General features: G+C 67.4%; 20 protein-coding genes. 9 read left to right on the top strand and 11 right to left on the bottom strand.

What is annotated here, in order from left to right; translation table 11 throughout:
• Positions 1-8 precede the first annotated feature (8 nt).
• The 3 genes from HTY53_RS16945 to HTY53_RS16935 are packed head-to-tail and all read left to right on the top strand — an operon-like array spanning position 9 to position 3,087.
• Entirely contained in the window at positions 9-1,310 is a 1,302-nt protein-coding gene (locus tag HTY53_RS16945; RefSeq protein ID WP_174107760.1) for an SDR family NAD(P)-dependent oxidoreductase, read from the top strand.
• Entirely contained in the window at positions 1,307-2,071 is a 765-nt protein-coding gene (locus HTY53_RS16940) for a carboxymuconolactone decarboxylase family protein (protein ID WP_254599995.1), read from the top strand. The genes HTY53_RS16945 and HTY53_RS16940 overlap by 4 nt, the downstream gene beginning before the upstream one ends.
• A gap of 23 nt (positions 2,072-2,094) precedes the next feature.
• Entirely contained in the window at positions 2,095-3,087 is a 993-nt protein-coding gene (locus HTY53_RS16935; RefSeq protein WP_174107759.1) for a Bug family tripartite tricarboxylate transporter substrate binding protein, read from the top strand.
• Between the two features lie 169 nt (positions 3,088-3,256).
• Here the strand turns inward: HTY53_RS16935 and HTY53_RS16930 are convergent, their stop codons facing one another.
• Positions 3,257-4,804, bottom strand: coding sequence for an amidase (locus tag HTY53_RS16930; RefSeq protein WP_254599994.1), 1,548 nt, complete (start codon positions 4,802-4,804; stop codon positions 3,257-3,259).
• A 97-nt stretch (positions 4,805-4,901) separates the two neighbouring features.
• Between HTY53_RS16930 and HTY53_RS16925 the strand changes: the two genes are divergently transcribed.
• Positions 4,902-5,843, top strand: coding sequence for a LysR substrate-binding domain-containing protein (locus HTY53_RS16925; RefSeq protein WP_174107757.1), 942 nt, complete (start codon positions 4,902-4,904; stop codon positions 5,841-5,843).
• On the opposite strand, the gene HTY53_RS16920 is transcribed toward HTY53_RS16925, so the two are convergent.
• The 3 genes from HTY53_RS16920 to HTY53_RS16910 all read right to left on the bottom strand — a co-directional run bounded on the left by HTY53_RS16920 (position 5,821) and on the right by HTY53_RS16910 (position 9,587).
• The gene (locus tag HTY53_RS16920) at positions 5,821-7,278 is read right to left on the bottom strand and encodes an N-acyl-D-amino-acid deacylase family protein (protein WP_174107756.1); all 1,458 of its coding nucleotides are present in this window, start codon (positions 7,276-7,278) and stop codon (positions 5,821-5,823) included. The genes HTY53_RS16925 and HTY53_RS16920 overlap by 23 nt on opposite strands.
• An 11-nt stretch (positions 7,279-7,289) precedes the next feature.
• The gene (locus tag HTY53_RS16915; RefSeq protein WP_254599993.1) at positions 7,290-8,255 is read right to left on the bottom strand and encodes a Bug family tripartite tricarboxylate transporter substrate binding protein; all 966 of its coding nucleotides are present in this window, start codon (positions 8,253-8,255) and stop codon (positions 7,290-7,292) included.
• A gap of 135 nt (positions 8,256-8,390) precedes the next feature.
• On the bottom strand, positions 8,391-9,587 hold the full coding sequence (locus tag HTY53_RS16910; RefSeq protein WP_174107755.1) for a chromate transporter: 1,197 nt from the start codon (positions 9,585-9,587) through the stop codon (positions 8,391-8,393).
• A 274-nt stretch (positions 9,588-9,861) separates the two neighbouring features.
• Here HTY53_RS16910 and HTY53_RS16905 point away from each other — a divergent pair, with 274 nt between their 5' ends.
• Positions 9,862-11,613 (top strand): ABC transporter ATP-binding protein, encoded by a 1,752-nt coding sequence (locus HTY53_RS16905; RefSeq protein ID WP_254599992.1) that lies wholly within the window; start codon positions 9,862-9,864, stop codon positions 11,611-11,613.
• A gap of 134 nt (positions 11,614-11,747) precedes the next feature.
• Here the strand turns inward: HTY53_RS16905 and HTY53_RS16900 are convergent, their stop codons facing one another.
• From HTY53_RS16900 to HTY53_RS16880, 5 genes are all read right to left on the bottom strand, one after another.
• Positions 11,748-12,713, bottom strand: a complete 966-nt coding sequence (locus tag HTY53_RS16900) for a Bug family tripartite tricarboxylate transporter substrate binding protein (protein WP_238512547.1) — start codon at positions 12,711-12,713, stop codon at positions 11,748-11,750.
• A 175-nt stretch (positions 12,714-12,888) separates the two neighbouring features.
• Entirely contained in the window at positions 12,889-14,385 is a 1,497-nt protein-coding gene (locus HTY53_RS16895; RefSeq protein ID WP_174107754.1) for an NAD(P)/FAD-dependent oxidoreductase, read from the bottom strand.
• Complete coding sequence (locus HTY53_RS16890) at positions 14,382-14,690, bottom strand: (2Fe-2S)-binding protein (protein WP_174107753.1); 309 nt, start codon at positions 14,688-14,690, stop codon at positions 14,382-14,384. Before HTY53_RS16890 ends, HTY53_RS16895 begins: the two co-directional genes overlap by 4 nt.
• Complete coding sequence (locus HTY53_RS16885) at positions 14,674-15,816, bottom strand: NAD(P)/FAD-dependent oxidoreductase (RefSeq protein ID WP_174107752.1); 1,143 nt, start codon at positions 15,814-15,816, stop codon at positions 14,674-14,676. Before HTY53_RS16885 ends, HTY53_RS16890 begins: the two co-directional genes overlap by 17 nt.
• A gap of 180 nt (positions 15,817-15,996) precedes the next feature.
• Positions 15,997-16,920 carry a LysR substrate-binding domain-containing protein gene (locus HTY53_RS16880; protein ID WP_174107751.1) on the bottom strand — a complete coding sequence of 308 codons (924 nt, stop codon included), beginning with the start codon at positions 16,918-16,920 and terminating at the stop codon, positions 15,997-15,999.
• A gap of 332 nt (positions 16,921-17,252) precedes the next feature.
• Here HTY53_RS16880 and HTY53_RS16875 point away from each other — a divergent pair, with 332 nt between their 5' ends.
• Positions 17,253-17,501 (top strand): hypothetical protein, encoded by a 249-nt coding sequence (locus tag HTY53_RS16875; protein WP_174107750.1) that lies wholly within the window; start codon positions 17,253-17,255, stop codon positions 17,499-17,501.
• A 141-nt stretch (positions 17,502-17,642) separates the two neighbouring features.
• Here the strand turns inward: HTY53_RS16875 and HTY53_RS16870 are convergent, their stop codons facing one another.
• Together HTY53_RS16870 and HTY53_RS16865 are read right to left on the bottom strand one after the other, a co-directional pair.
• Positions 17,643-18,014, bottom strand: a complete 372-nt coding sequence (locus HTY53_RS16870; RefSeq protein WP_174107749.1) for a hypothetical protein — start codon at positions 18,012-18,014, stop codon at positions 17,643-17,645.
• 143 nt (positions 18,015-18,157) lie between these two features.
• Positions 18,158-18,328, bottom strand: a complete 171-nt coding sequence (locus HTY53_RS16865; protein ID WP_174107748.1) for a hypothetical protein — start codon at positions 18,326-18,328, stop codon at positions 18,158-18,160.
• A gap of 216 nt (positions 18,329-18,544) precedes the next feature.
• On the opposite strand from HTY53_RS16865, the gene HTY53_RS16860 reads away from it, so the two are divergent.
• Genes HTY53_RS16860 through arsB form a run of 3 tightly spaced genes read left to right on the top strand, consistent with a single transcriptional unit; the run spans position 18,545 to position 20,560 of the window.
• Positions 18,545-19,054: a hemerythrin domain-containing protein gene (locus HTY53_RS16860; RefSeq protein WP_174107747.1), complete on the top strand. Its 510-nt coding sequence runs from the start codon at positions 18,545-18,547 to the stop codon at positions 19,052-19,054.
• A gap of 52 nt (positions 19,055-19,106) precedes the next feature.
• A complete protein-coding gene (locus HTY53_RS16855; protein ID WP_174107786.1) occupies positions 19,107-19,487 on the top strand; it encodes an ArsR/SmtB family transcription factor in 381 nt (126 codons plus the stop codon).
• Positions 19,484-20,560 (top strand): ACR3 family arsenite efflux transporter, encoded by a 1,077-nt coding sequence (gene arsB, locus HTY53_RS16850; RefSeq protein WP_174107746.1) that lies wholly within the window; start codon positions 19,484-19,486, stop codon positions 20,558-20,560. Before HTY53_RS16855 ends, arsB begins: the two co-directional genes overlap by 4 nt.
• Positions 20,561-20,569: the final 9 nt, after the last annotated feature.

The following is a 20,569-nucleotide window of genomic DNA, read 5'->3' as shown; positions in this document are numbered from 1 at the left end:
CGGCGACGATGTCGAACCACCGTGGCTTCTCTCCACCGGCCGTGCTGATCACCGGTGCGGCCTCCGGCATTGGCCGCATGGCCGCGCTGCGGCTGGCGCGCGAGGGCTGGCGCTGCGTGCTGGTGGACGCCGACGAGGCCGCGCTGGCGCGCGTGCGCGGCTTGTGGCCTAGCGATGCCCCGACGCCGACGCTGCTGACGGCGGACCTGACCGATGCTGCACAGATCGATGCGCTCGGGCCGCGGCTGCCGCCGCTCGATGCGCTGATCAACAACGCGGGCATGACGGGCGGCGGCATCGATGTCATCTCGGGCATCGGCGACGCAACGGCGCGCCGCCTGCTGGCGCTGAACCTCGACGCACCCGCGCGGATGGTACGGGCTTGCACGCCGGTGTTGTTGCCCGACGCCCGCATCGTCAACGTTGCCTCGGGCGCCGGCCTGCGTGCGATTCCCTGGCGCAGCCTGTACAGCGCCAGCAAGGCCGGCCTGATCGCGCAAACGCGTGCCCTCGCCCGGGCCTATCCCGGCTGGACCGTGTGCGCGTTGTCACCCGGCTTTGTCCGCACCGAGCTCGTGCAGCGGCTGATTGCGCAGGGCCATCTGGATCCGGCGCGCGCGATCGGCAAGATTCCGCTTGGCCGGATGGCCGAGCCGGAAGAACTGGCGGCGGCGCTGTGCTTTCTCGTTGGCCACGGGGCACGCCCCTTGACTGGCCAGCTGCTGATCGTCGACGGCGGTTCCTCGCTGTATGGCGGCTCGGAACCGCTTCCGGCGGCGCGCCATGCACTGCTGCCGGGCGACGCGCCGCTGGTACCGGATATCGGAACCGTGCAGGCTGCCACGTGGTACGCCGTCCTGGCGTCCTGGGCCGGCCAGCATGCGGACGCCGGTACGCCGGTGGCCAACGCCAGCCATGCCGTGATCGACGATCGCGCCATGGCGGCGGCGCCGGGCGGCATGCTGGAGGCGGTACTGGCCGCCGCGCGTCAGTTCCGCGACAAGCATGCGGCGCGGGCCAGCCTGACGCTGTTGTTGCCCGGTGAACCGCCCGGACCAAGCGGATCGCAAGGGCCCCGCGATCGCGCGTGGCAGCATGCTGGCGACGCGGCCGCCGCCCGCATGGCGATCGCCACGCTGGCGATCGAATGGGGCGCGCTCGGGCTGCGCATCAACGCGCTGTGTCCGGCCCCGGATGTCGATCCGGCGGCGTGTGTGCCGTTGCTTGACTATCTGGCCGGCCCGCGCGCGCAGTTCGTCACCGGGCAGCTGCTGCGCCCAGGCGCCGGCCCGGCATGGGAGGGAACATGACGGCATCGACCGGCATGGACGGCACCGCCGATGGCGCGCACGTCCGAGACGCCATCCGTGCCGAATTCATCCGCGAACGCGGCTACTGGCGACCGTGGACCGAAACGCTGCTGCGCGAGCATCCGGCGTTTCTGCAGGGATATGCCCGCTATGCCGGCCATCCGGCACGCCATGGACCGCTCGGCGAGCGTATGGTGGAGCTGATCTACGTCGCGCTCGACGCCTCGGGCAGCCATCTGTTCGAGGCGGGCGTGCGGACCCATATGGCGCGTGCGATCGAACTCGGGGTGCGCCCCGCCGAGTTGTTCGACGTGCTGCACCTGGTCGCGGCGCAAGGCTTGGATGGCGTCACGCAGGGCGCCGCGCTGCTCGCCGAAGAATGCGGCATGGGCGGCATGGGCGGCGATCGCACTGGAAAGCGCGCCGATGCGGATGCCGACCCGCTGTCCGCGCTGGCAGCGCTCGATCCCGCTTATGCTGCCGCCGTCCGTGATTTTCTCGCGCTCCCGAGCCCAGGCGCGGGCCTGACGGATGCGGAGAAGTGCCTGCTGCGCGTCGCGCTCGCCGCCTGCTTCACCGCGCACCACCCGCAGGCGCTACGACAGCATCTGCGCGCCGGACTGGCGCTCGGCCTGCCTCCCGCGGCGCTGCTGCAGGCGATCCAGTTGGGCGCGCATCTGGCCGTGCATGGCACGGCGCTGGGCGCACAGGTTTATGCGAGCCTGGCCGGCGCCGGCCAAGCCGACACCGATTCGCCGTAAAAATACAGACAGGAGACATCTCGATGGTTCACAACCGCATCGGTCGCCGTACCTTCCTCGCCAGCGCGGCCTTGTTGGCGCTGCCCAGCTGGATGCCGGCGCACGCCACCACCGCAAACTGGCCCAACCGTCCGATCCGTCTGGTGGTGCCCGGTCCAGCCGGTGCCGGCATGGACATCTTCGCGCGCATGATCGCCGCCAAGCTGAACGACGCACTGCGTCAGCCGGTAGTCGTGGACAACCGGCCCGGCGCCAACAGCCTGATCGGCACCGACGCCGTGGCCAAGGCCGCGCCCGACGGGTACACGTTGCTGATGACGCCTTCGTCGGCAGTCGCCATCAATCCGATCATCCAGCCGAAAATGCCGTACGACGCGCTCAAGGATCTGGTGCCCGTCGCACAGGTCGGCGCCGCCGGCATTCTGTTGGTCGCCAATCCCGCCACCGGCTTGAAGAACCTGGCGGACCTGGTGCGCTATGCCAGGGCCCATCCCGACAAGCTGGTGTACGGTTCGTGGGGCAACGGCTCGACCGGTCATCTGGCGATGGAAGGCATTAAGGCCCACTATGGACTGTCAATGCAGCACGTGCCGTTCAAGGGCAGCGCGCAACTGGTCACCGATCTGTTGGCGAACAATATCCCAGTCGGCTTTACCGATATCGCTTCGCCGGTGCCGCACATCCGCTCGGGTAAGCTCGTCGCACTTGGCACCACCGGCTCCACGCGCGGTCCGGCGCTGCCCAATGTGCCGACGCTCGGCGAACAGGGCTACCGCTTCGACAAAGAGGGCTGGTACGGCGTGTTCGCCCCCGCCGGCACGCCGCCGGAGATCGTCGAGCGGCTGAACAAGGAAATCAACCGCATTCTGACGTCCGAGGATGTCGTGCAGAAATTCGCGCAGCAGAACATGCCGCGCCCACCGATCAAGAGTGTGGCCGAGTTCGCGAACACGGTCCGCCAGGACGTGCAGGCATGGCAGCAATTGGCCAAGGTCGCAAAGCTGCAGATCGACTGAGTGGGACCGAGCATGGCGCGCCATGCTCCAACGCATACGCCGAAACGGCCCATCGGGAGACAGCACGCTGCATGGCGAGGAGACCTCTGTGATCTTGCCGGGCTGGGCTTCGGCACGCGCACTTTCTTCCGGCCGTCGTACTTCGTGCAGGCCCGCCGCAAGCAGGCCGCTAGCCCAAGGCGGGCGCTCGACGATGCCGCGTCGCCGCCTCGTAGTCGCGCGCGATGCCGAGCAGCAGGCGCTCGTCGCCGCGGCGGCCCAGCAAGGATAGTCCTGCAGGCACGCCGGCCTCGGTCCAGCCCATCGGCACACTGATCTCCGGAAAACCGGCGGCGCTCGCCATATGCATCGGCGCGAGGGGTTGGGCGGCACGGCAGCGGTAGCTCGGATCGTCCTGATCGAAGCGCGGCGACGCAGGACACGCGAGCGTGGGAAAGACCAGCGCGGCGCAGCCCTTGGACTGCATCAGGCCGGCAAGCGCGGCACCAAACGCGCGGGCCGTGGACAGGCCCGGACGCGCGGGCTCGTCGCGCGTTTCCACGGCATGGCGCAGCGCGGCGATCGTCAGCGGATTCGGCGAGCGCCCTGCTCCATCGGCCAATCCATCGCCAAATCCATCGCCCAATCCATCGGCCAGTTGCGCATCGATGCGCGCCAATAGCGCTGCCGAATCCCTTGGGCAAGACGGCGGCTTCGTGGCCAGATAGCGGTCGAGCTGCACCGCCCATTCGCTGCGGGCGATATCGCCCAGCACCCGCTCGTACAGATGGCGCGCATCGGCGGGCAAAGCGACCGGCACGGTCTGCGCACCGGCATCGACCAGGTCCACGCACGCTCGCGAAAACAGCGCGTCGATCTCGTCGTTGGCGCCGTTGAAGTCCGTCACGATGCCGAGACGGCGGCCGGCAAGACGTTCCTTCGTGCCATCGATGCGCGCCTGCGGAGCTAGGGCCGCGAGCACCAGCGCCGCGTCGTCCACCGTGCGCGCCAGCGGCCCGACGGTGTCGAAGGACTGCGCCAGCGGCAGCACGCCGGCCGCGTCGAGCAAGCCGTGGGTCGGCCTGATTCCGACGAGGGCATGCACGCAGGCCGGGCCACGCACCGAGCCAAACGAATCGGTGCCGAGCCCGAACACCGCGAAGCCGGCCGCCACTGCCGCGCCCGTGCCGCTGCTGGACCCGCTGGCATTGCGGGAAAGACGGTAAGGATTCAAGGTCAGGCCGTTCGCCGAGCTGTAGCCGAAGCGGCCATTGGACGCGGCAAGCTCCGACATATTGGCCTTGCCGAGGACGATCGCGCCCGCGGCGCGCAACCGGGCCACGACCGGCGCATCGGCGGAGGGCAGCGCGTCGCGCAGTGCGGCGCAACCGGCCGTGGTCGGCAACCCCACGGTGTCGATATTGTCCTTGACCACCATCGGCATGCCGTGCAGCGGACCCCTCGCGCCATGCCGCCGCCGTTCGCGGTCGAGCCGCACCGCGTCATGCAGCGCATCGGGATGCAACTGGCTGACCGCGTTGATCGACGGTCCCATGCGGTCGAACGCCTCGATACGCGCAAGATGTCCCGCCACCAGTTCCTCGGCCGTCAGCATGCCGTCGTCCATGCGGCGCGCCAGTTCGGCGATCGGCAGTTCGAACAAATCGCATGCCGCCTCGGCCGCCTCGACCTCGCCATTGCCCCCGGGTCCGGCCAGCCTGTTCGTACGATCGATCATCGTGTTGCTTTCCCTCACGGAATACATGAACGACAATGGCGCGCGCAGTACCTGCGCCCACCGTACCGAGTCTCACCGTCCGCCCGAGGATGCCCCGATGAAAAGCACCACCAGCCGCAACCTGCCCGCCCTTGCCAACCTGGTCGCGCTTGAGTCCACCGTGCGCAAGGGAAGCGTGACCGAAGCTGCCGAGGAGCTGTGTCTGACGCAGAGCGCCGTCAGCAAGCAGTTGACGGAGCTGGAGAACTTCCTTGGTGTGCGGCTGCTCGACCGGCGCAAGGGCGGAGTCGTCGCGACCGCGACCGGCGCGGAATACCTCAAGCGCGTCAGGCAGGTACTGAACCTGCTCGAGGAAGCCACGCTGGAAGTGCTCACCGGCCGTGGGTCCGGCGGGCGGCTCGACCTGTCCGTGCCGGTGTCGCTGGGCAACATCTGGCTGCTGCCGCGGATGCTGCAATTTGCCAAGCAGCATCCGCAGATCCAGCTGAACATCACCACCAAGGTTGGTCCGGTGGACCTGCCCCACAGCGGCCTGGACGCCGCCATCATGTACTGCGGCGGCCCGCCGCCTGGACACTTCGGCGTCGAAGTCATGCCGCTGGAGCTGTTCCCCGTGTGCGCTCCCGACAGGCGGCCACGGGGCGGTTCGCTGTCGCAGGCACTGCGGCAAATGCCCCTGCTCCATCAACATACGGCGCTGGACGCATGGCCGGCCTATCTCGCGCAGATCGGCGCCAAGGTGGCCAGGCCCGGCGACGGGCCGCGCTACGGCCTGCTGACCATGGGCCTGCAGGCGGCCATCAGCGGCATGGGCGTGGCGTTGCTGCCGGAATTCGTGGCCGGCGACGATCTGCGGGCCGGCCGGCTGATACGGCTGTCGGACACCAGCTATCTGTCGCCGAAGTCGTACTACTTCGTCTGCCTCGACGAGAAGCGCGCCAACCCTACCCTGGTCACCTTCCTGGACTGGCTGCTGCAGACGGCCAGAGCCGACACGAACGGACCCCGGCATCGGCTCACGTCGGCACGCCCGACCTGACCAGGGTCGACGTCACGAAGCGTCCGGGCCGGTTGGCAGTAGGCACGCCATCGCGCAGCGTTGCCTGCCCCGCGACGAATACGTCCCGGATGCCGACCGACGGCTGCGTGGGCGCATCGAAGGTCGCGCAATCGCGGATCGTTGCCGGGTCGAACACCGTGATGTCGGCCACCTTGCCGACGGCGAGATGGCCCCTGCCATCGAGCCCGAAGCGCTGTGCGGGCAGGCCCGTCATCTTGTGAACCGCGCGCTCGAGCGGAAACAGGCCCAGCTCGCGCGAGTACAAGCCCAGCACGCGCGGAAAGGTGCCCCACAGGCGAGGATGCGGCGTTTCGTCGGACGGGATGCCGTCCGAGCCGATCATCGTGTCCGGGTAGCCGAGGATGTCCCGCACATCGCCCTCGTCCATGATGAAGTACACCGCGCCGCCCGGCAGCAAGGCCTCTGCCACCTCGCGCCGCGAGCGTTGCCATTCCTGCGCCAGATCCTCCAGATAGCGGCCCGCAGCTTCCGGATGCGAGGCCGACCAGGTGATCAGGATCCGGTCGCACTGGTCGACCCGTTCCGGACGCAGCATGGTCGACGAGGCCGCGTACGGATAGCAGTCCAGGCAAAGCGGCATGGTGCGCGAGAGTTCCCGCACCTGCGCCAGCGTCTCGCGGCTGCGGCCATGATTGCGCTTGCCGACCAGCTTGTGGTGCGAAATCACGGTCGGCACATTGAGCGCCCTGCCCAGCCGCGCGGTCTCGTCGATCGCCTCGGCGACGTTGTCGCTCTCGTCGCGCATATGCGAGACCAGCACGCCGCCCAGCCGCTGCATCGGTTCGCACATGCGCAGGATCTCCTGCTCCGATGCGGCCGCCGACGGCGGATAGAAGGTACCGGTGGAGACGCCGATGGCGCCCTCCAGCAGGGCTTGCTCGACGTCGCGCCGCATGCTGTCGATCTCGCCGTCGGTCGCAGCACGTCCCAGCTCCGCGACGCGGCGCGCGCGCAGCGTCGATTGGCCCACAAGCACCGAGACATTGACGGTGGCCGGCCGGGCGGCGAACGCCTCGCGATAGGCCCGCACCGATTCGAATACGAAGCCGCCGCGCATGATGTCGAGCGGCGCCGGCGGGATGCTGTCGGTGACCAGCGGAAAGAGGCTGATGCCGCAGTTGCCTGCAATGATCGTGGTGACGCCCTGGGTCACCTTGGGCAACATCTGCGGGGACTGGAACACCATCCAGTCGTCGTGCGTATGCGTGTCGATGAATCCGGGCGCGACGACCATGCCGGTGGCATCGACGACCTCGTCGGCGGTGGCCTCCGGGCCGATGCCGATCGCGGCAACCATGCCGTCGCGCACTGCCACGTCGGCAGAACGCCGCGGCGCCCCGCTGCCGTCGACCAGGTCGCCGTTGCGAATGATCAGATCGAAATGCGATGACATGCCGTGCACCCTCAATCGACCTTGGCGCCGCTCTTGCGCACCAGCTCGCCGAACTTCACGGTTTCGGATGCCACCAGTGCCTGAAAGTCGCGCGGCGATCCGCCCAGCGGCTCGAACGAGAGCTGGTCCAGCCGCGCACGGAACCCCGGGTCCCGAATCACCGCATTGACCTCGCGATTGAGGCGGTCCACCACCTCCCCCGGTATGCCCGGCGCGCCGACCAGCCCCGCCCATGCGGTCAATTCGTAGCCCTTGATGCCGGCTTCGTCCATCGTAGGCACCTGCGGAAAATGCGGCGAGCGCTTGGTCGATGTCACGGCCAGCGCGCGGACCTTGTTGCTGCCGACATAGGGCCCGATCGACGGCACGTTTTCGAACATCAGCTGCACGTTGTTGCCGACCAGGTCCTGCAACGCGGGGGTGCTGCCCTTGTATGGCACGTGCTCGATATTGAGCTGGGCCAGCGTCTTGAACAGCTCTCCGCCCAGATGGCTGGTCGTGCCGTTGCCGGCGGAGCCCATCGACAGCTTGCCGGGATTGGCCTGCGCATAGGCGATCAGTTCGCGCACCGACTTCACCGGAAGCGCGTTGTTGACCGCGAGGATGTTGAACGTCGTCACGAGCCCGACGATGGGCACCAGCTTGTCGGGATCGTAAGGCAGCCGGCTATAGAGGAATCGGTTGGTCGCCAGCGTGGCGTTGTTGCCATAGGCGATGGTGTAGCCATCGGCCGGCGCCTGCAGCAATGCCTGCATGCCGATATTGCCGCCTGCGCCAGGCCGGTTCTCCACCACGATCGCCTGGCCCAGCCGCTTTGACAGCGCATCGCCGAACAGACGCGCCACGATGTCCGGCGCGCCTCCGGCCGCCGTCGGCACGATCAGCTTGATGGGTTTCTCCGGCCACGCCGCCTGTGCGGACGGCATGCCGATGCCGATCGCTCCCGCTACCCACATCCATGCCAATGCCATTTTCATGGTGCTCCTCCCCGATCGCTGCGGTTCAATGATGATGCGAGTATGGAGGAGCGCGCCACGCGCGGCGTGAAGTTTTTTCGGCGATGTATTCCGGGACGGAATGAATCGCTCGGGTCGCGCTGCGCTCCCGCCAGCTCAGGGATGCAGCAACGGATATGCCACCAGGCCGATCACGGCAGCGCCGGCGACAATCACGGGTTCCGTCAGCTTCTTGAACTTGAGCAGCAACACGACGGCAATCAGCGCCACCAGGGCGGTGGGAACATCGACGATCGAACGCTTGGCCAGCACGATTACCGCGCCGGAAATGGCCCCGATCGCCGCGGCCGTCACGCCGTCGACGAAGGCCAGGATCGCGGGCAGCTTGCCGTATTTCTTGAAGTACGGCGCCGGCAGGATCGTGAACAGGTAGCACGGCAGGAAGGTGGCGACCGCGGCCACGCATGCGCCGGGCAATCCGGCAATCAGATAGCCGATGAAACCCACGGTGATGACGACCGGTCCCGGCGTGATCATCGCCACGGCCACCGCGTCGACGAACTGCCTCTCGTTGAGCCACTGGTGGTCCGTGACCACGCCGCCGTACAGGAACGGCACGATGGCCAGTCCGGAGCCGAAGACGAAGGCGCCGGCCTTGGCGAAGAACAGTCCGATCTGCGAAAGCAGCGGCCAATCGATCGTTGCAAGCATGCCGCTCGCCATCGGAATCGGCACCGCGGCCACCGCGTGCAATCTGTTCGATCGAATCCACCTCGGCGGCGCGCGCCAGAACCAGACCAGCACGCCCGCTGCCAGAAACAGCCACGCCATCTCGGATTCCGTGACGACTGTCACCACCGCCAGCACGAGGTAGACCGCCCACAGCAATCTGTCCTTGCCGACGCTCCTGGTGGTGAGTTTGTAGGCGCTGATCGCGATGATGCCGATCACGGCCGCACTGACTCCATAGAACACCGACTGCATCCACGTCAGCCCGCCGAAGCGCACATATGCCCAACCGAGCGCCACCACCATCAGGAACGATGGCAGCACGAAGGCGATGCCGATCAGCGTCGCGCCGACAATGCGGTAATGCACGTAGCCGAGATAGATCGCCAATTGCGCGGCCAGCGGGCCCGGCGCCAGTTGTGCCAGCGCGAGGCCTTCCTTGTAATCCGCCTCGGTAATCCATTGCCGCGTTTCGACCAGATCGCGATGCATATAGCCGGCCAACGCGACGGGGCCGCCGAAGCCGAGCGTGCCGAGGCGGAGGAAATAGCGGACCAGTTGCCAGAGGGTGTAGCCCGGTCCTTTGATGCCAGGGGCGGCCTCGACCGATTGTGGAGTGCTCATCGACGATCAGAAGAATCCGGGGTTGGAAGCCGCAGTCATGCCGGCAGCATAGGCACACGTTTGCATCGCTGCAAGGCTGTAGCTCCCCCTACATAGTGATCCTGGTTGCACTCAACAAGGTTGCCATGCCGAGCCCTGCTCGTGGGGTGCCCTCGGGCATCGAACGCTTCGGTCATCCCGCAACGTGCCGAGACTTTGGGCATCGTGTTGCCGCGAAACGCTAGACTCCCGGTTTCGAATCCATCCCGACAGAAACCGAAGGAGCCATCACCGCATGACGGAGTTCGATCCCGCATCCCCTGCCCGTCCGGCCGCCATGGGACTCGGCAGCGCAGCGCGCGAGCTGTACCGCGCGCTCTGGCGCCATGCGCACGGTGTGCGGGCTCAACTGGTAGGCGCATCGGGCTTGTTGGCGGCGGCGCAGTTGCTGCGGCTGGTGATGCCGTGGCTGGCGGCGCAGGCGATCAACGCCCTGCAGCAGGACAACATCGCGGCGGCGGGCCGCTGGATTGTCTATCTTATCGGCATCTATCTGCTGTCATGGCTGGTGCACGGCCCGGGACGGGTGTTGGAGCGCAACGTTGGCGTGCGGGTGCGCGAGCGGCTCAGCGACCAGCTCTATGCGCGCATCGCGGCGGCACCGTTGGCATGGCGCGATGGACGGCATTCGGGCGACCTGCAGCATCGCGTCGTGCAGTCCAGCCGGGCGCTGTCGGACTTTGCGCAGAACCAGTTCGTCTATCTGCAGAACATCTTCAACTTCATCGGTCCGCTGGTGGCGCTGACCCTGCTGTCGCGCATGAGCGGCGCGATCGCGGTGACCGGCTACGTGGTGATCGCGCTGATCATCCTGCGTTTCGACCGCGCATTGATGCAGCTGGCACGGGCCGAGAACGATGCGGAGCGTCGCTATGTGTCCGCCCTGCTCGACTTCGTCGGCAACGCCAGTACGGTGATCGGACTGAGGCTGCAAGCGGCGTCGCGCAAGCTGCTGGGCCGGCGCATGGAGAGGATCATGGCCCCGCTGCGCCGTGCGGTCATGGTCAACGAAGGCAAGTGGTTTGCGGTCGATCTGCTCGGCATGGGGCTGACCTGGATTCTTGTCGTGATGTACGTGCTGCAGGAGCGGCAGCCGGGTCAGGTGGTACCGCTCGGCACGGTCTTCATGATTTATCAGTATGCGCAGCAGGCCGCGTCCGTGGTCGGCTCGATGGCCGCGAACTTTCAAAGCTTTGCGCGCATGCACACCGACTACGGCAGCGCCGAGCCGATCTGGCGGGCGCCCGGCGATCCCGATGAAGCCGTTCCCGCCGTGGTGCCCGACGCGCCCTGGCAGACGCTGGAACTGCGCGGCGTCAGTTGGCGCTACGGCAACGATGCGCGGGGCGGCCTGCACGGCGTGAATCTGACGCTGCGGCGCGGCGCACGTGTGGCGTTGATCGGCCCGAGCGGCGGCGGCAAAAGCACGCTTCTTCGCACGCTCGCCGGCCTCTATCGGCCACAGCAGGGCGAGCTGCGGCGCGATGGCGTGACGCTGGACTGGTCGGAGTTGCGCACGTTGGCCACGCTGATCCCGCAGGAGGCCGAGGTATTCGAGGCCAGCGTGGAAGAGAATCTGACGTTCGGCGAGCCGGTCGACGCCGCAGCGCTGCAATCCGCGGTGCATACGGGCGGGTTCGACGAGGTGTTGCAGCGGCTGCCCGATGGCCTGGACAGCGCCATCAGCGAGCGCGGCGGCAATCTCTCCGGTGGCCAGCGGCAGCGGCTGGCACTGGCGCGCGGCGGGCTGGCGGCGCGGGGCAGCTCCATACTGCTGCTCGACGAACCCACCAGCGCGCTAGACCCGAAGGCCGAGGGCCACGTATTCGACCGTATGCACGCCGCCTTCCCTTCCGCCTGCATCGTCGCCTCGGTGCACCGACCCAGCCTGCTGGAACGCTTCGACACCATCGTCGTGATGGACGGCGGCAGCGTGGTCGATGCGGGACCGCGCGACGAGGTGCTGGCAAGGCGGGCGCATGGATGAGGTCAGCAGCCGCATGTGGGGCGTGCAGGTGGGGTCGAATCTGTTTGCGCGAAACGATGACCGGGGGCGTGAAGAGCGATGCGGCCAGGCGCTGGCCCTGGCTGCATCGAAATCGCCAACCGACCGCAAGCCGTTCAGTCCAGCTTGATGCCCACCGTCTTCACGACCTTGGCCCACTTCTGCGTGTCGTGATTGACCAGTTGCGTGAACTCGACCGGCCCCAGCGCGCTCGGCTCCATGCCTTGCTTGGCGATCGAATCGCGGATGGCGGGCTGGGCGATCACGGCAGCGATTTCCTGCGCGAGTCGGTTGACCGTCGGCATCGGCGTGCCGCCCGTGGTGAACACGCCGTACCACGACACGACCTCATAGCCGGGCACGCCGGACTCGGCGATGGTCGGCACGTTCGGCATGGTTTCCACGCGCTTGGTGCTGGTCACCGCGAGGATGCGCACCTTGCCCGAATCGGCGCCGGCCTTTGCCGACGGCAGACTGGCGAACGTCATCTGGGCCTGGCCGGCCATCACGTCCTGCATTGCCGGTGCGTCGCCACGGTACGGAATGTGCGTAATCGAGACGCCCGCCATGCTCTTGAACAGTTCGGCCGACAGGTGCGAGATGGTGCCGTTGCCCGGCGACGTCACGTTCAGCTTGCCCGGATTGGCCTTGGCATACGCAACCAGCTCCTGCACGGTCTTGACCGGCAGATCGTTGTTGACCACCAGCGCATTGGCCGACTTTGCCACCAGCGAAACCGGCTGCACGCCCTTGACGGGGTCGTATGGCAGCTTGCTGTAGATCGACGGCGCGATGGCCTGTCCGCCCACGGACCCCAGCAACAGCACGGATCCATCGGGCTTGGCGCGCGCCACCTCGGCGGTCGCGATCGTGCTGCCGCCGCCGGGCTTGTTTTCCACGACGATGGTGGTCTTGGTGTTCAGCTGAAACTGCGTCGACACCGTGCGGGCAATCACGTCGTTGCCGCCGCCGGGCGCAAAGCCGACCAGCATCCGGATGGGGCCCTGCGGCAGGTCCTGCGCGATGCCATGGGTGGCGGTCAGCGCGAGCGCGAGAGCGGGGACAATCTTGGAAAACGCCATGGTTGAACCTCGATAGATGGTTTGTGGAGTGCTCTCAGGTTTCGTCGCTGTGCTGGTGCAATCGGCAAGACGCGGCATGCCGCGGGGCGATCCGGTCCTGCTCGTTTATTGTGGTGTTGCCGTACTCATGCCGGCCTGTCGTGCAGGCCGGCGCTTCGCATCGCCATGTCGCGCTTCATTTCTTGAAGCGCACCACGGCTTCGCGCGAAGCCTGCGTCTGCGGCAGCGTCGCGATCTCGCCAAGCGTCACCGGCTTGGTCGGAAAGCGAAGCCGGTAGTAGCCGACGTCGCGCGGATGGCGCTGCTGTTCGTCCGCGATCAGCTCGGTGACCGTCAGCCCGCAGAAGCGCCCCTGGCAAGGACCCATGCCGCAGCGCAGGAACGCCTTGAGCTGGTTGGGACCCTGGCAGCCGATGCGCGCGGCGTGCCGCACCTGTTCCGCGGTGGCCTCTTCGCAGCGGCAGACGACGGTGTCGCCAACCGGGCGCCGGAACTGGGCCAGCGGGCGGTACAGGACCTCGAAGAACTCGCGCCCGCGCGTCGCCCGGGTCAGCGCGGCGCGATGTGCCGCCGCTTCCCTGTCGCGCGTCGCGATGTCGATCCGGCCGAGGTCGGCGGCGGCATGCAGCGCCGCGATCCGGCCGCGATGCTCGGCGGCCACCGCGCCCGCGATACCGGCGCCGTCGCCGGCAATGGTCAGGTGCGGCACCGAAGTCGCGCCCCAGGCATCGACCGCAGGCTCCCAGCAGTCCTGACGCTCGTTCCACGCGTGCTCGGCGCCGACCGCGCGTGACAGGTTGGTATTGGGGACCACGCCTTGATGCAGCAGCAGCTGGTCAACCGCCATCTTGCGGCTCTGGCCAGCGGCCTCATAGCGCAATTCGGCGACCTTGCCGTCGGCACCGGCCAGCGCCTCGAGCGCCGTCACGCCGTTGACGATGGGCACGGCCTTGCGCACCGCGCGCAGCAGCTTCAGCCCCTTGCCGAGATAAGGCGAACGCAGGAAGCCCCAGGCGTGCGGCAGCGCCTTGCGCCATTGCCCGCTGTCGGTGGTCTCCAGAATCGCTTCGAGCTTCACGCCGGCATTCAGGTATTGCCACGCCAACAGATAGAGCAGCGGGCCGCCGCCGGCCAGCACGGTGCGGCCTTCCGGCACGACGCCCGACGTCTTCAGCAGGATTTGCGCCGCGCCGGCGGTGATCACGCCGGGCAATGTCCAGCCGGGGATCGGGAACGGCCGCTCCTGCGCGCCGGTGGCCAGCACGATATGGCGGCAATGCAGCAGCGCGGCCTGCGGCTCCTGGCCGGGACGGGCTACCGAATAGGCGACCTCGAAGCCGGCGCACCTGCCCTCGCCCTGCCCTTCGGCACCGGCAGCCGCTTGCCCTTCGAGGGCATTGATCGACCACACCGTCGCGGCGGAAAGGTGCCGTGCCCCGCTGCGCGCAAACGGCTCGAGCAGGCTTTGGCCGTGCCAGTAGTCTTCGCCAAGAATGGCGCGATTGCGCACCGGCGTGTTGCCGATCGCGCGATAGATCTGTCCGCCCGGCGCCGGTTGCTCGTCAATCAGCACCGTCGACAGACCGAGTCCGGCGGCGCGTGTCGCGGCGGCCAGGCCTGCGGGGCCGGCGCCGACCACCAGCAGGTCGCAGGTCGTGATGTCGATGCTCATGCCGCCACCTCGCGCGCGCCAAGCTGGCGTTCCACCGTCATGCCCTCACGCACTGGCGTCATGCACGCCTGCTGGTTGGGCCGGCCATCGATACGCACCAGGCAGTCGTAACAGACGCCCATCATGCAGTACGGTCCGCGCGCCGCGCCGGAGACGGCCGTGTCCCGGCATGCGAGCACGCCGGCTGCGAACAGGGCCGCGGCGACGCTGTCGCCCTCGCGGCATTCCAGGGCGGCACCATCGACCGTGACCCGCACCTTGCGCTCTGTCGCTTGCAGGACAGCCGCATCAATTCTTCGGAACATGGAACCTCCGGGTCGAGAAAGTAGCCAGCTCGGGCGGCAGCTGCCCCGCGGCGATCATGGGGGCCAGGTTCAGTGCATGCGTTGCGGCAAGCGTCACGCCGCTGTGGCATGTCACGACGAACGCGCCAGGATGCGTGCTCGATTGCTCGTAGACCGGAAATCCGTCCTTGGCCCGCACGCGCAGGGCGGACCAGGCGCGCACCGCGCGCACGTCGCGCAGCGCGGGCAAGGTACGCACGGCGCGGTCGGCCAGCGTGGCCAGCACAGGCAGCGTGGTGACCTGATCGTTGTAGCCGGCGTCTTCCTGCGAATCGCCGACCAGCCAGCTGCCTTCGTCGTTCTGGCGCAGCGTGACCATCGGCGTATCGAGCAGCCGGCGGGTGCGTTCGAGCACCAGAATCTGGCCGCGCTGCGGGGCCATCGGCAGGTCGATGCCGACCATGCGGCCCAGATCGCCATTGCGCAGGCCACCGGCCAGCACGACCTTGCGCGCCCGCACCACCCCGTTGGTGGTGGTCAGCACGAATTGACCGCCTGCCTGCTGCACGATGTCGGTGACGCCGTGGTGCGGCAGGTATTGGACCCCACTGGTGCTGAAGGCAGTATGGAACGCGCGCAGCAGCTTGAGCGGGTTGACGATGCCGTCGTGCGGCGTCCAGATGGCGCCGGTCACATCGGGCCCGAGGCCCGGCACAAGCGCGGCGGCCTGGTGGTGGTCCAGCAGCTTCCACTCATAGGGTTCGACGTCCGGCTGCGACATCAGCGTATTGACCCATGCCAGTCGGGCCTCGATCTCGTAGTCGCCCATCAGCGGCGTCAGCCCGCCCTTCTGCTCGAGCGCCACGTCGATGCCGGTCTCCTGCAGCAGGTCGGCTGCCAGGGTCGGCCACAGCCGGGTGGACTTCAGTGTCCAGCGGCTGTACGCGCCCATCCCGTAGCCCTTGCTCTGCAGCCAGACCAGACCAAAATTGCCGCGGGATGCCCGCAGCGCGACATCGCCCTCGTCCAGCACGGCGACCGAACCGGCATGCTGGCGCAGCCCGTATGCCAGCGCCGAGCCGACCAGGCCGCCGCCGACCACGGCGACGTCGAACAGCGGATATCGGGAGGTGGAGGCTGCGGGCATCAGGCGCGCCTCCGAAGCGAAAAATGCGGGCCGTGGGCCCTGCTCAATCTCATGTGGGTCTCGCAAGAATCGTGATGCCACCGGCGGGATCGTGCAATCGTCGATCGGCTTCGATGGGCCCCGGTGTGTCGGTTCGAGCGAGTATGCGGCGCGTGCGCCGCAGCGGCAAATACGAGTCTGTCAGGCTCCCATGCAGAAACCTGATAGGCCCGGCGGCAGGGACGCCATTTCGGCATCGATGACTTCTTTCATCCGCTCGGTGAACCGGTCCACCAGCACGTTGACGGGGCGGTTGCGGGCCAGCAGCAGATAGCTGACGAACGGAATGGCGGGCTGGAACGGGCGCGCCACGACTTCGGCGGCATGCGCGCGGGCCACCAGCGGGTTGACAATGCCCACGCCCAGTCCGAGGCCGACCAGCTTGCAGATGGTGGCGCCGTAAGGCGTCTCGAAATGCATCACGCGCTGGTCATCGTCGGCGAAGGCTGCGTCCACCGCGGCGCGCAGGCCATCCCCGTGGCTCATCGAGATGAACGACTCGCCGGCCAGGTCGGCGGCCGTGATCACGTCCTGGCCGGCGAGCCGGTGCCCGGGCGGCACCACGCAACATCCGGCGAGCTCCGCGATCGGCTGCGCTTCGGTGACCGCCGCCGGTGGCAGGAAGGAGACCAGACCGAGATCGCAGTAGCGGCTGCCGACCCGATCGGCCACCAGCTGCGTGCTGCCCGTTTCCATCGCGACATTGACGTCGGGAAACTCGGCATGGAATCGCTGCAGCACCAGCGGCAGCACGGTCATCGCCAGCGACGGCACCGCGGCAATGCGCAGCCGCCCCTTGCCGAACTGCCGAATGTTGCGCGCCGCGTCCTTCAACGCATCGAGGCCGACGAAGGCGCGCTCCACCTCGCGCAGGAAAGCCAGGCCCTCCTCGGTCGGGGTCAAACGGCCGGCATTGCGCGCGAACAGCGTCAGGCCCGTGGAGTACTCGAGTTGCGCGATCATGCGGCTGACGTTCGGCTGCGAGGTGTACAGCTCGGCCGCGGCCGCTGTCATCGAGCCGGAGCGCATCACGGCTTGAAACGCACTGATTTCCTTGAACTTCATGCCAGGGGTAAGGACTTCGGAGGAAGAAACAAATCCGCCCGATGGTATAACAAATCCGTATGCAGGCGACTGGAAAGCAGGATCTGCCGTATGGCGGCAGGATGCCGAGGCTGGGGGACGGTCAGGCCTCCGTACCGCACTTCCGGACGCGCCGCACCGTGCATGACGGTCGTGCAAGGCGCTCTCCGCCCACGAGGCGGGCAGAAAGTCACGCGCGCGTCCGGATTCCGGCGTACTCTGATCCGTAGCACCGCAGTGCCTGCAACACGTCCGCCGCCTTGTGCTGAACCCAGCGCCAATGGCGGCCGATCGAAAACGAGACGGAGACAGCGATGACCAGGCAGATCAAGAACAAGGCGGAGATCCGCGCCATGATCCGGGCCGAGCAGGCCAAATGGCCCGAGTGCAAGGATGCGTGCTTCGGCGATATCTGCATCCAGGCGCCCGACGCGACCGGCTGCAACTGGGGGCTATCGACGATGGAAGGCGAGCATGCCGAGGCGTGCATGGCGAAAATCCAGCCTTTCATCGAATCGATGAAGGCGCAGTTCAGTGTCCCGGAGGAAGAGAAACGGGGCTGACCGAGCGGCGCGGGGTTGGACTATGCGGCGAGGTCGGGGCGCGTCAGCATCCGACGGGATGGCTGACAACGCGCGACATGGCCTGGTTTACACCGGAATCAGCGCCGCCGCCCTTGGCCCGTGCCGCCGGTCCATATGAGGTCACCGTGAGGAATCCTCCGCAGAAAGCAGCCGCACCGCCGTCTCCTGGTCGAGATCGAGGCGGTACTTCGTCGCCAGATAGCACGCCAGATTGGCAATGCGCGATGGCGTCCTTCCCGCAGCTTGCAATTGCGCCCGGTAGGCCTCGACCTCGCAGTCCTGCCGATAGGCCTTCGACAGCAGATATCGCGGCCCATGTGTGAATGGCCGGCGCCAGAACTGGCGCACGTGAACCAGTTCATGCGCGATCAGCCCGGCCGACACACCGGGCCGAAGCAGCACGAGCGGGCCGAGACTGATGCCGTCGAAATGCCGCGGGACAAACCAGCGGCTTTCGACCAGCAGGCACCTGGGATTGCGCAACGCCTTCATCGGGGAACGTAAGGTCAGTCGGGAATGCGGGCCCTGACGCTGATGGGCCTCGACGGTAAACCGTGGCGCGGGCGCCCGGCGATGTCGGTGGTAGACATCGCAGCCATTGCCGAAGTTCGCGGCCAGGCCTCGATCCGGCCCGCTCACCCTTGCGGGCCTGGCCCCGAATCGTGATCCAGCGCATCACGGATCAGCGCGCGCCCCTTGGGCGGCGCGGCCAGATACGCCAGGTACATCGAGGCGGCCAGCGCCAGCCCGGCCACGGCAAAGGCAATAAAGGTCGTCCCGGCGATGCCGAGTTTTCCGTCGGACATGTTTCTCTCCTGCAAGGGTGGAGCAAGGCTGAAGGCCGATGCTGCCGAGTCCGGCCCATCGACCTGAGCCATCGACTCAAGCAAGCCTTGCGCCACCGGTCTGCCGCAGGGTGGTATTCAGAGGCGGAGCGTGGTCTAGCGGTAAATATTGCCTGCCCGACGCAAAAACCGGCCTTTGGCACGGCCGCGGCCGGATGGCGAGATAATTGTCCAGCCATGCTTCCCAATACGCCCTCCATCCCCTCCTTCGAATCCCCGATCGAACTGCTGACAGCCTGCCACGACAAGGTCCGGCGTTTTGCCTCTCTATGCGGCCGGCTTGCCGAACACACTGCCCGGCATGGCGCGGATGACCAGGCTCGCACCGCCGCGGCAGGCATCGTCCGCTACTTCACCATTGCCGCGCCGCTGCATCACGCCGACGAAGAAGAGGATCTGTTCCCTGCCCTGCGCGACCTGCAAGACCCTGCCCTGCAGGCGACCATGCAGGCGCTCGAGCAGGATCACGGTGCACTCGATGCGCTGTGGGAACAGGCCCGCCCCTGGCTCGAACGCGTGCAGCAAGGGACCGCGGAGCCCGCACCGGAGGCGCTGGCGCTGTTCGCCGCCCACTATCTGGCGCACGTCGACCGCGAGGAGCGCGAAGTGTTTCCCTTCGCAACCCGGTTGCCGGACCAGACCTTGCGGGCCATCGGCGAACGGATGGCACAGCGCCGCGGGGCTTGAAGCCGGGGCCGTGCATGTTGCCCGGATTCCATGTTTCGACTATATTCGAACAATGGAAACCGATAACGTCCTCGAAGCGCTCTCCGCCCTTGCCCATTCCGTTCGGCTTGCCGTCTTCCGCATGCTGGTCCAGGCCGGCCCCGAGGGGCTGCCGGCGGGGCGGATCGCCGAATCGATGCAGATGCCGGCCTCGTCGCTGTCCTTCCACCTGAAGGAGCTGCATCGCGCCGGCCTGCTGCGCAGTCGCCAGGACGGCCGCTCGATCATCTACATGGCCCGCTTCGAAACGATGAACGCATTGCTCGGCTATCTGACGGAGAACTGCTGCGGCGGCAATCCGTGCTCCCCCGTGTCCGGCTGTTCCACCGTGCCGGAGTCGGCACCGATGACAATGCGTGCGCCCGGCGCGCCGGCGGCGGAGCCGAAGGCATGACGGCGGCCGAACAGGCGGCGAAACAAGCCGCCACCGTGTCGCCAGCGAGCGGCATCGGCTTCTTCGAGCGCTATCTGACGATCTGGGTGGCGCTGTGCATCGTGGCCGGGATCCTGCTGGGCCAGTGGTTTCCCGGCGTGTTCCAGGCGATCGGCGCGATGGAGGTCGCGCAGGTCAATCTGCCGGTCGGGCTGCTGATCTGGGTGATGATCATCCCGATGCTGATCAAGATCGACTTCGGCGCGATGGGCCAGGTCGCGGGCCACTGGCGCGGCATCGGCGTGACGCTGTTCGTCAACTGGTTCGTCAAGCCGTTCTCGATGGCGCTGCTCGCGTGGATCTTCGTGCGGCATGTATTTGCGCCGTGGCTGCCGGCCGAGCAGCTCGACAGCTACGTCGCCGGCCTGATCCTGCTGGCGGCGGCGCCCTGCACCGCGATGGTGTTCGTCTGGTCGCAACTGTGCAAGGGCGATCCGTATTTCACGCTGTCGCAGGTGGCCGTCAACGACGCCATCATGGTGGTGGCATTCGCGCCGGTGGTCGGGCTGCTGCTCGGGCTGTCGTCGATCACGGTGCCGTGGGACACGCTGATCGTCTCGGTGGGGCTGTATATCGTCATCCCGGTGATGATCGCCCAGGCCATCCGCAAGCTGCTGCTCGCGCGCGGCGAAGCGACGTATCGGCGCGTGACCGGCGCGCTGGGCCCGTATTCGATCACCGCGCTGCTGGGAACGCTGGTGCTGCTGTTCGGCTTCCAGGGCAACGCGATCGTCGAGCAGCCGCTGATCATCCTGCTGCTGGCGGTGCCGATCCTGATCCAGGTCGTGCTGAACTCGGGCCTGGCCTATCTCCTGAACCGCAAGCTCGGCGTGGCGCATTGCGTCGCCGGCCCCTCCGCGCTGATCGGCGCCAGCAATTTCTTCGAGCTGGCCGTCGCCACGGCGATCAGCCTGTTCGGCTTCGAATCCGGCGCGGCGCTGGCCACGGTGGTCGGCGTGCTGATCGAGGTGCCGATCATGCTGCTGGTGGTCGGCGTGGTCAACCGCTCGCAACGTTGGTACGAAGCCTCCTGAGAAACGTCA

The sequence above is a fragment of the Cupriavidus gilardii genome (assembly GCF_013314895.1).
GTDB classification, from domain to species: Bacteria; Pseudomonadota; Gammaproteobacteria; order Burkholderiales; family Burkholderiaceae; genus Cupriavidus; species Cupriavidus gilardii_C.
The sequence above is the reverse complement of the archived record's forward strand: the minus strand, read 5'-3'. Positions and strand labels throughout refer to the sequence as shown.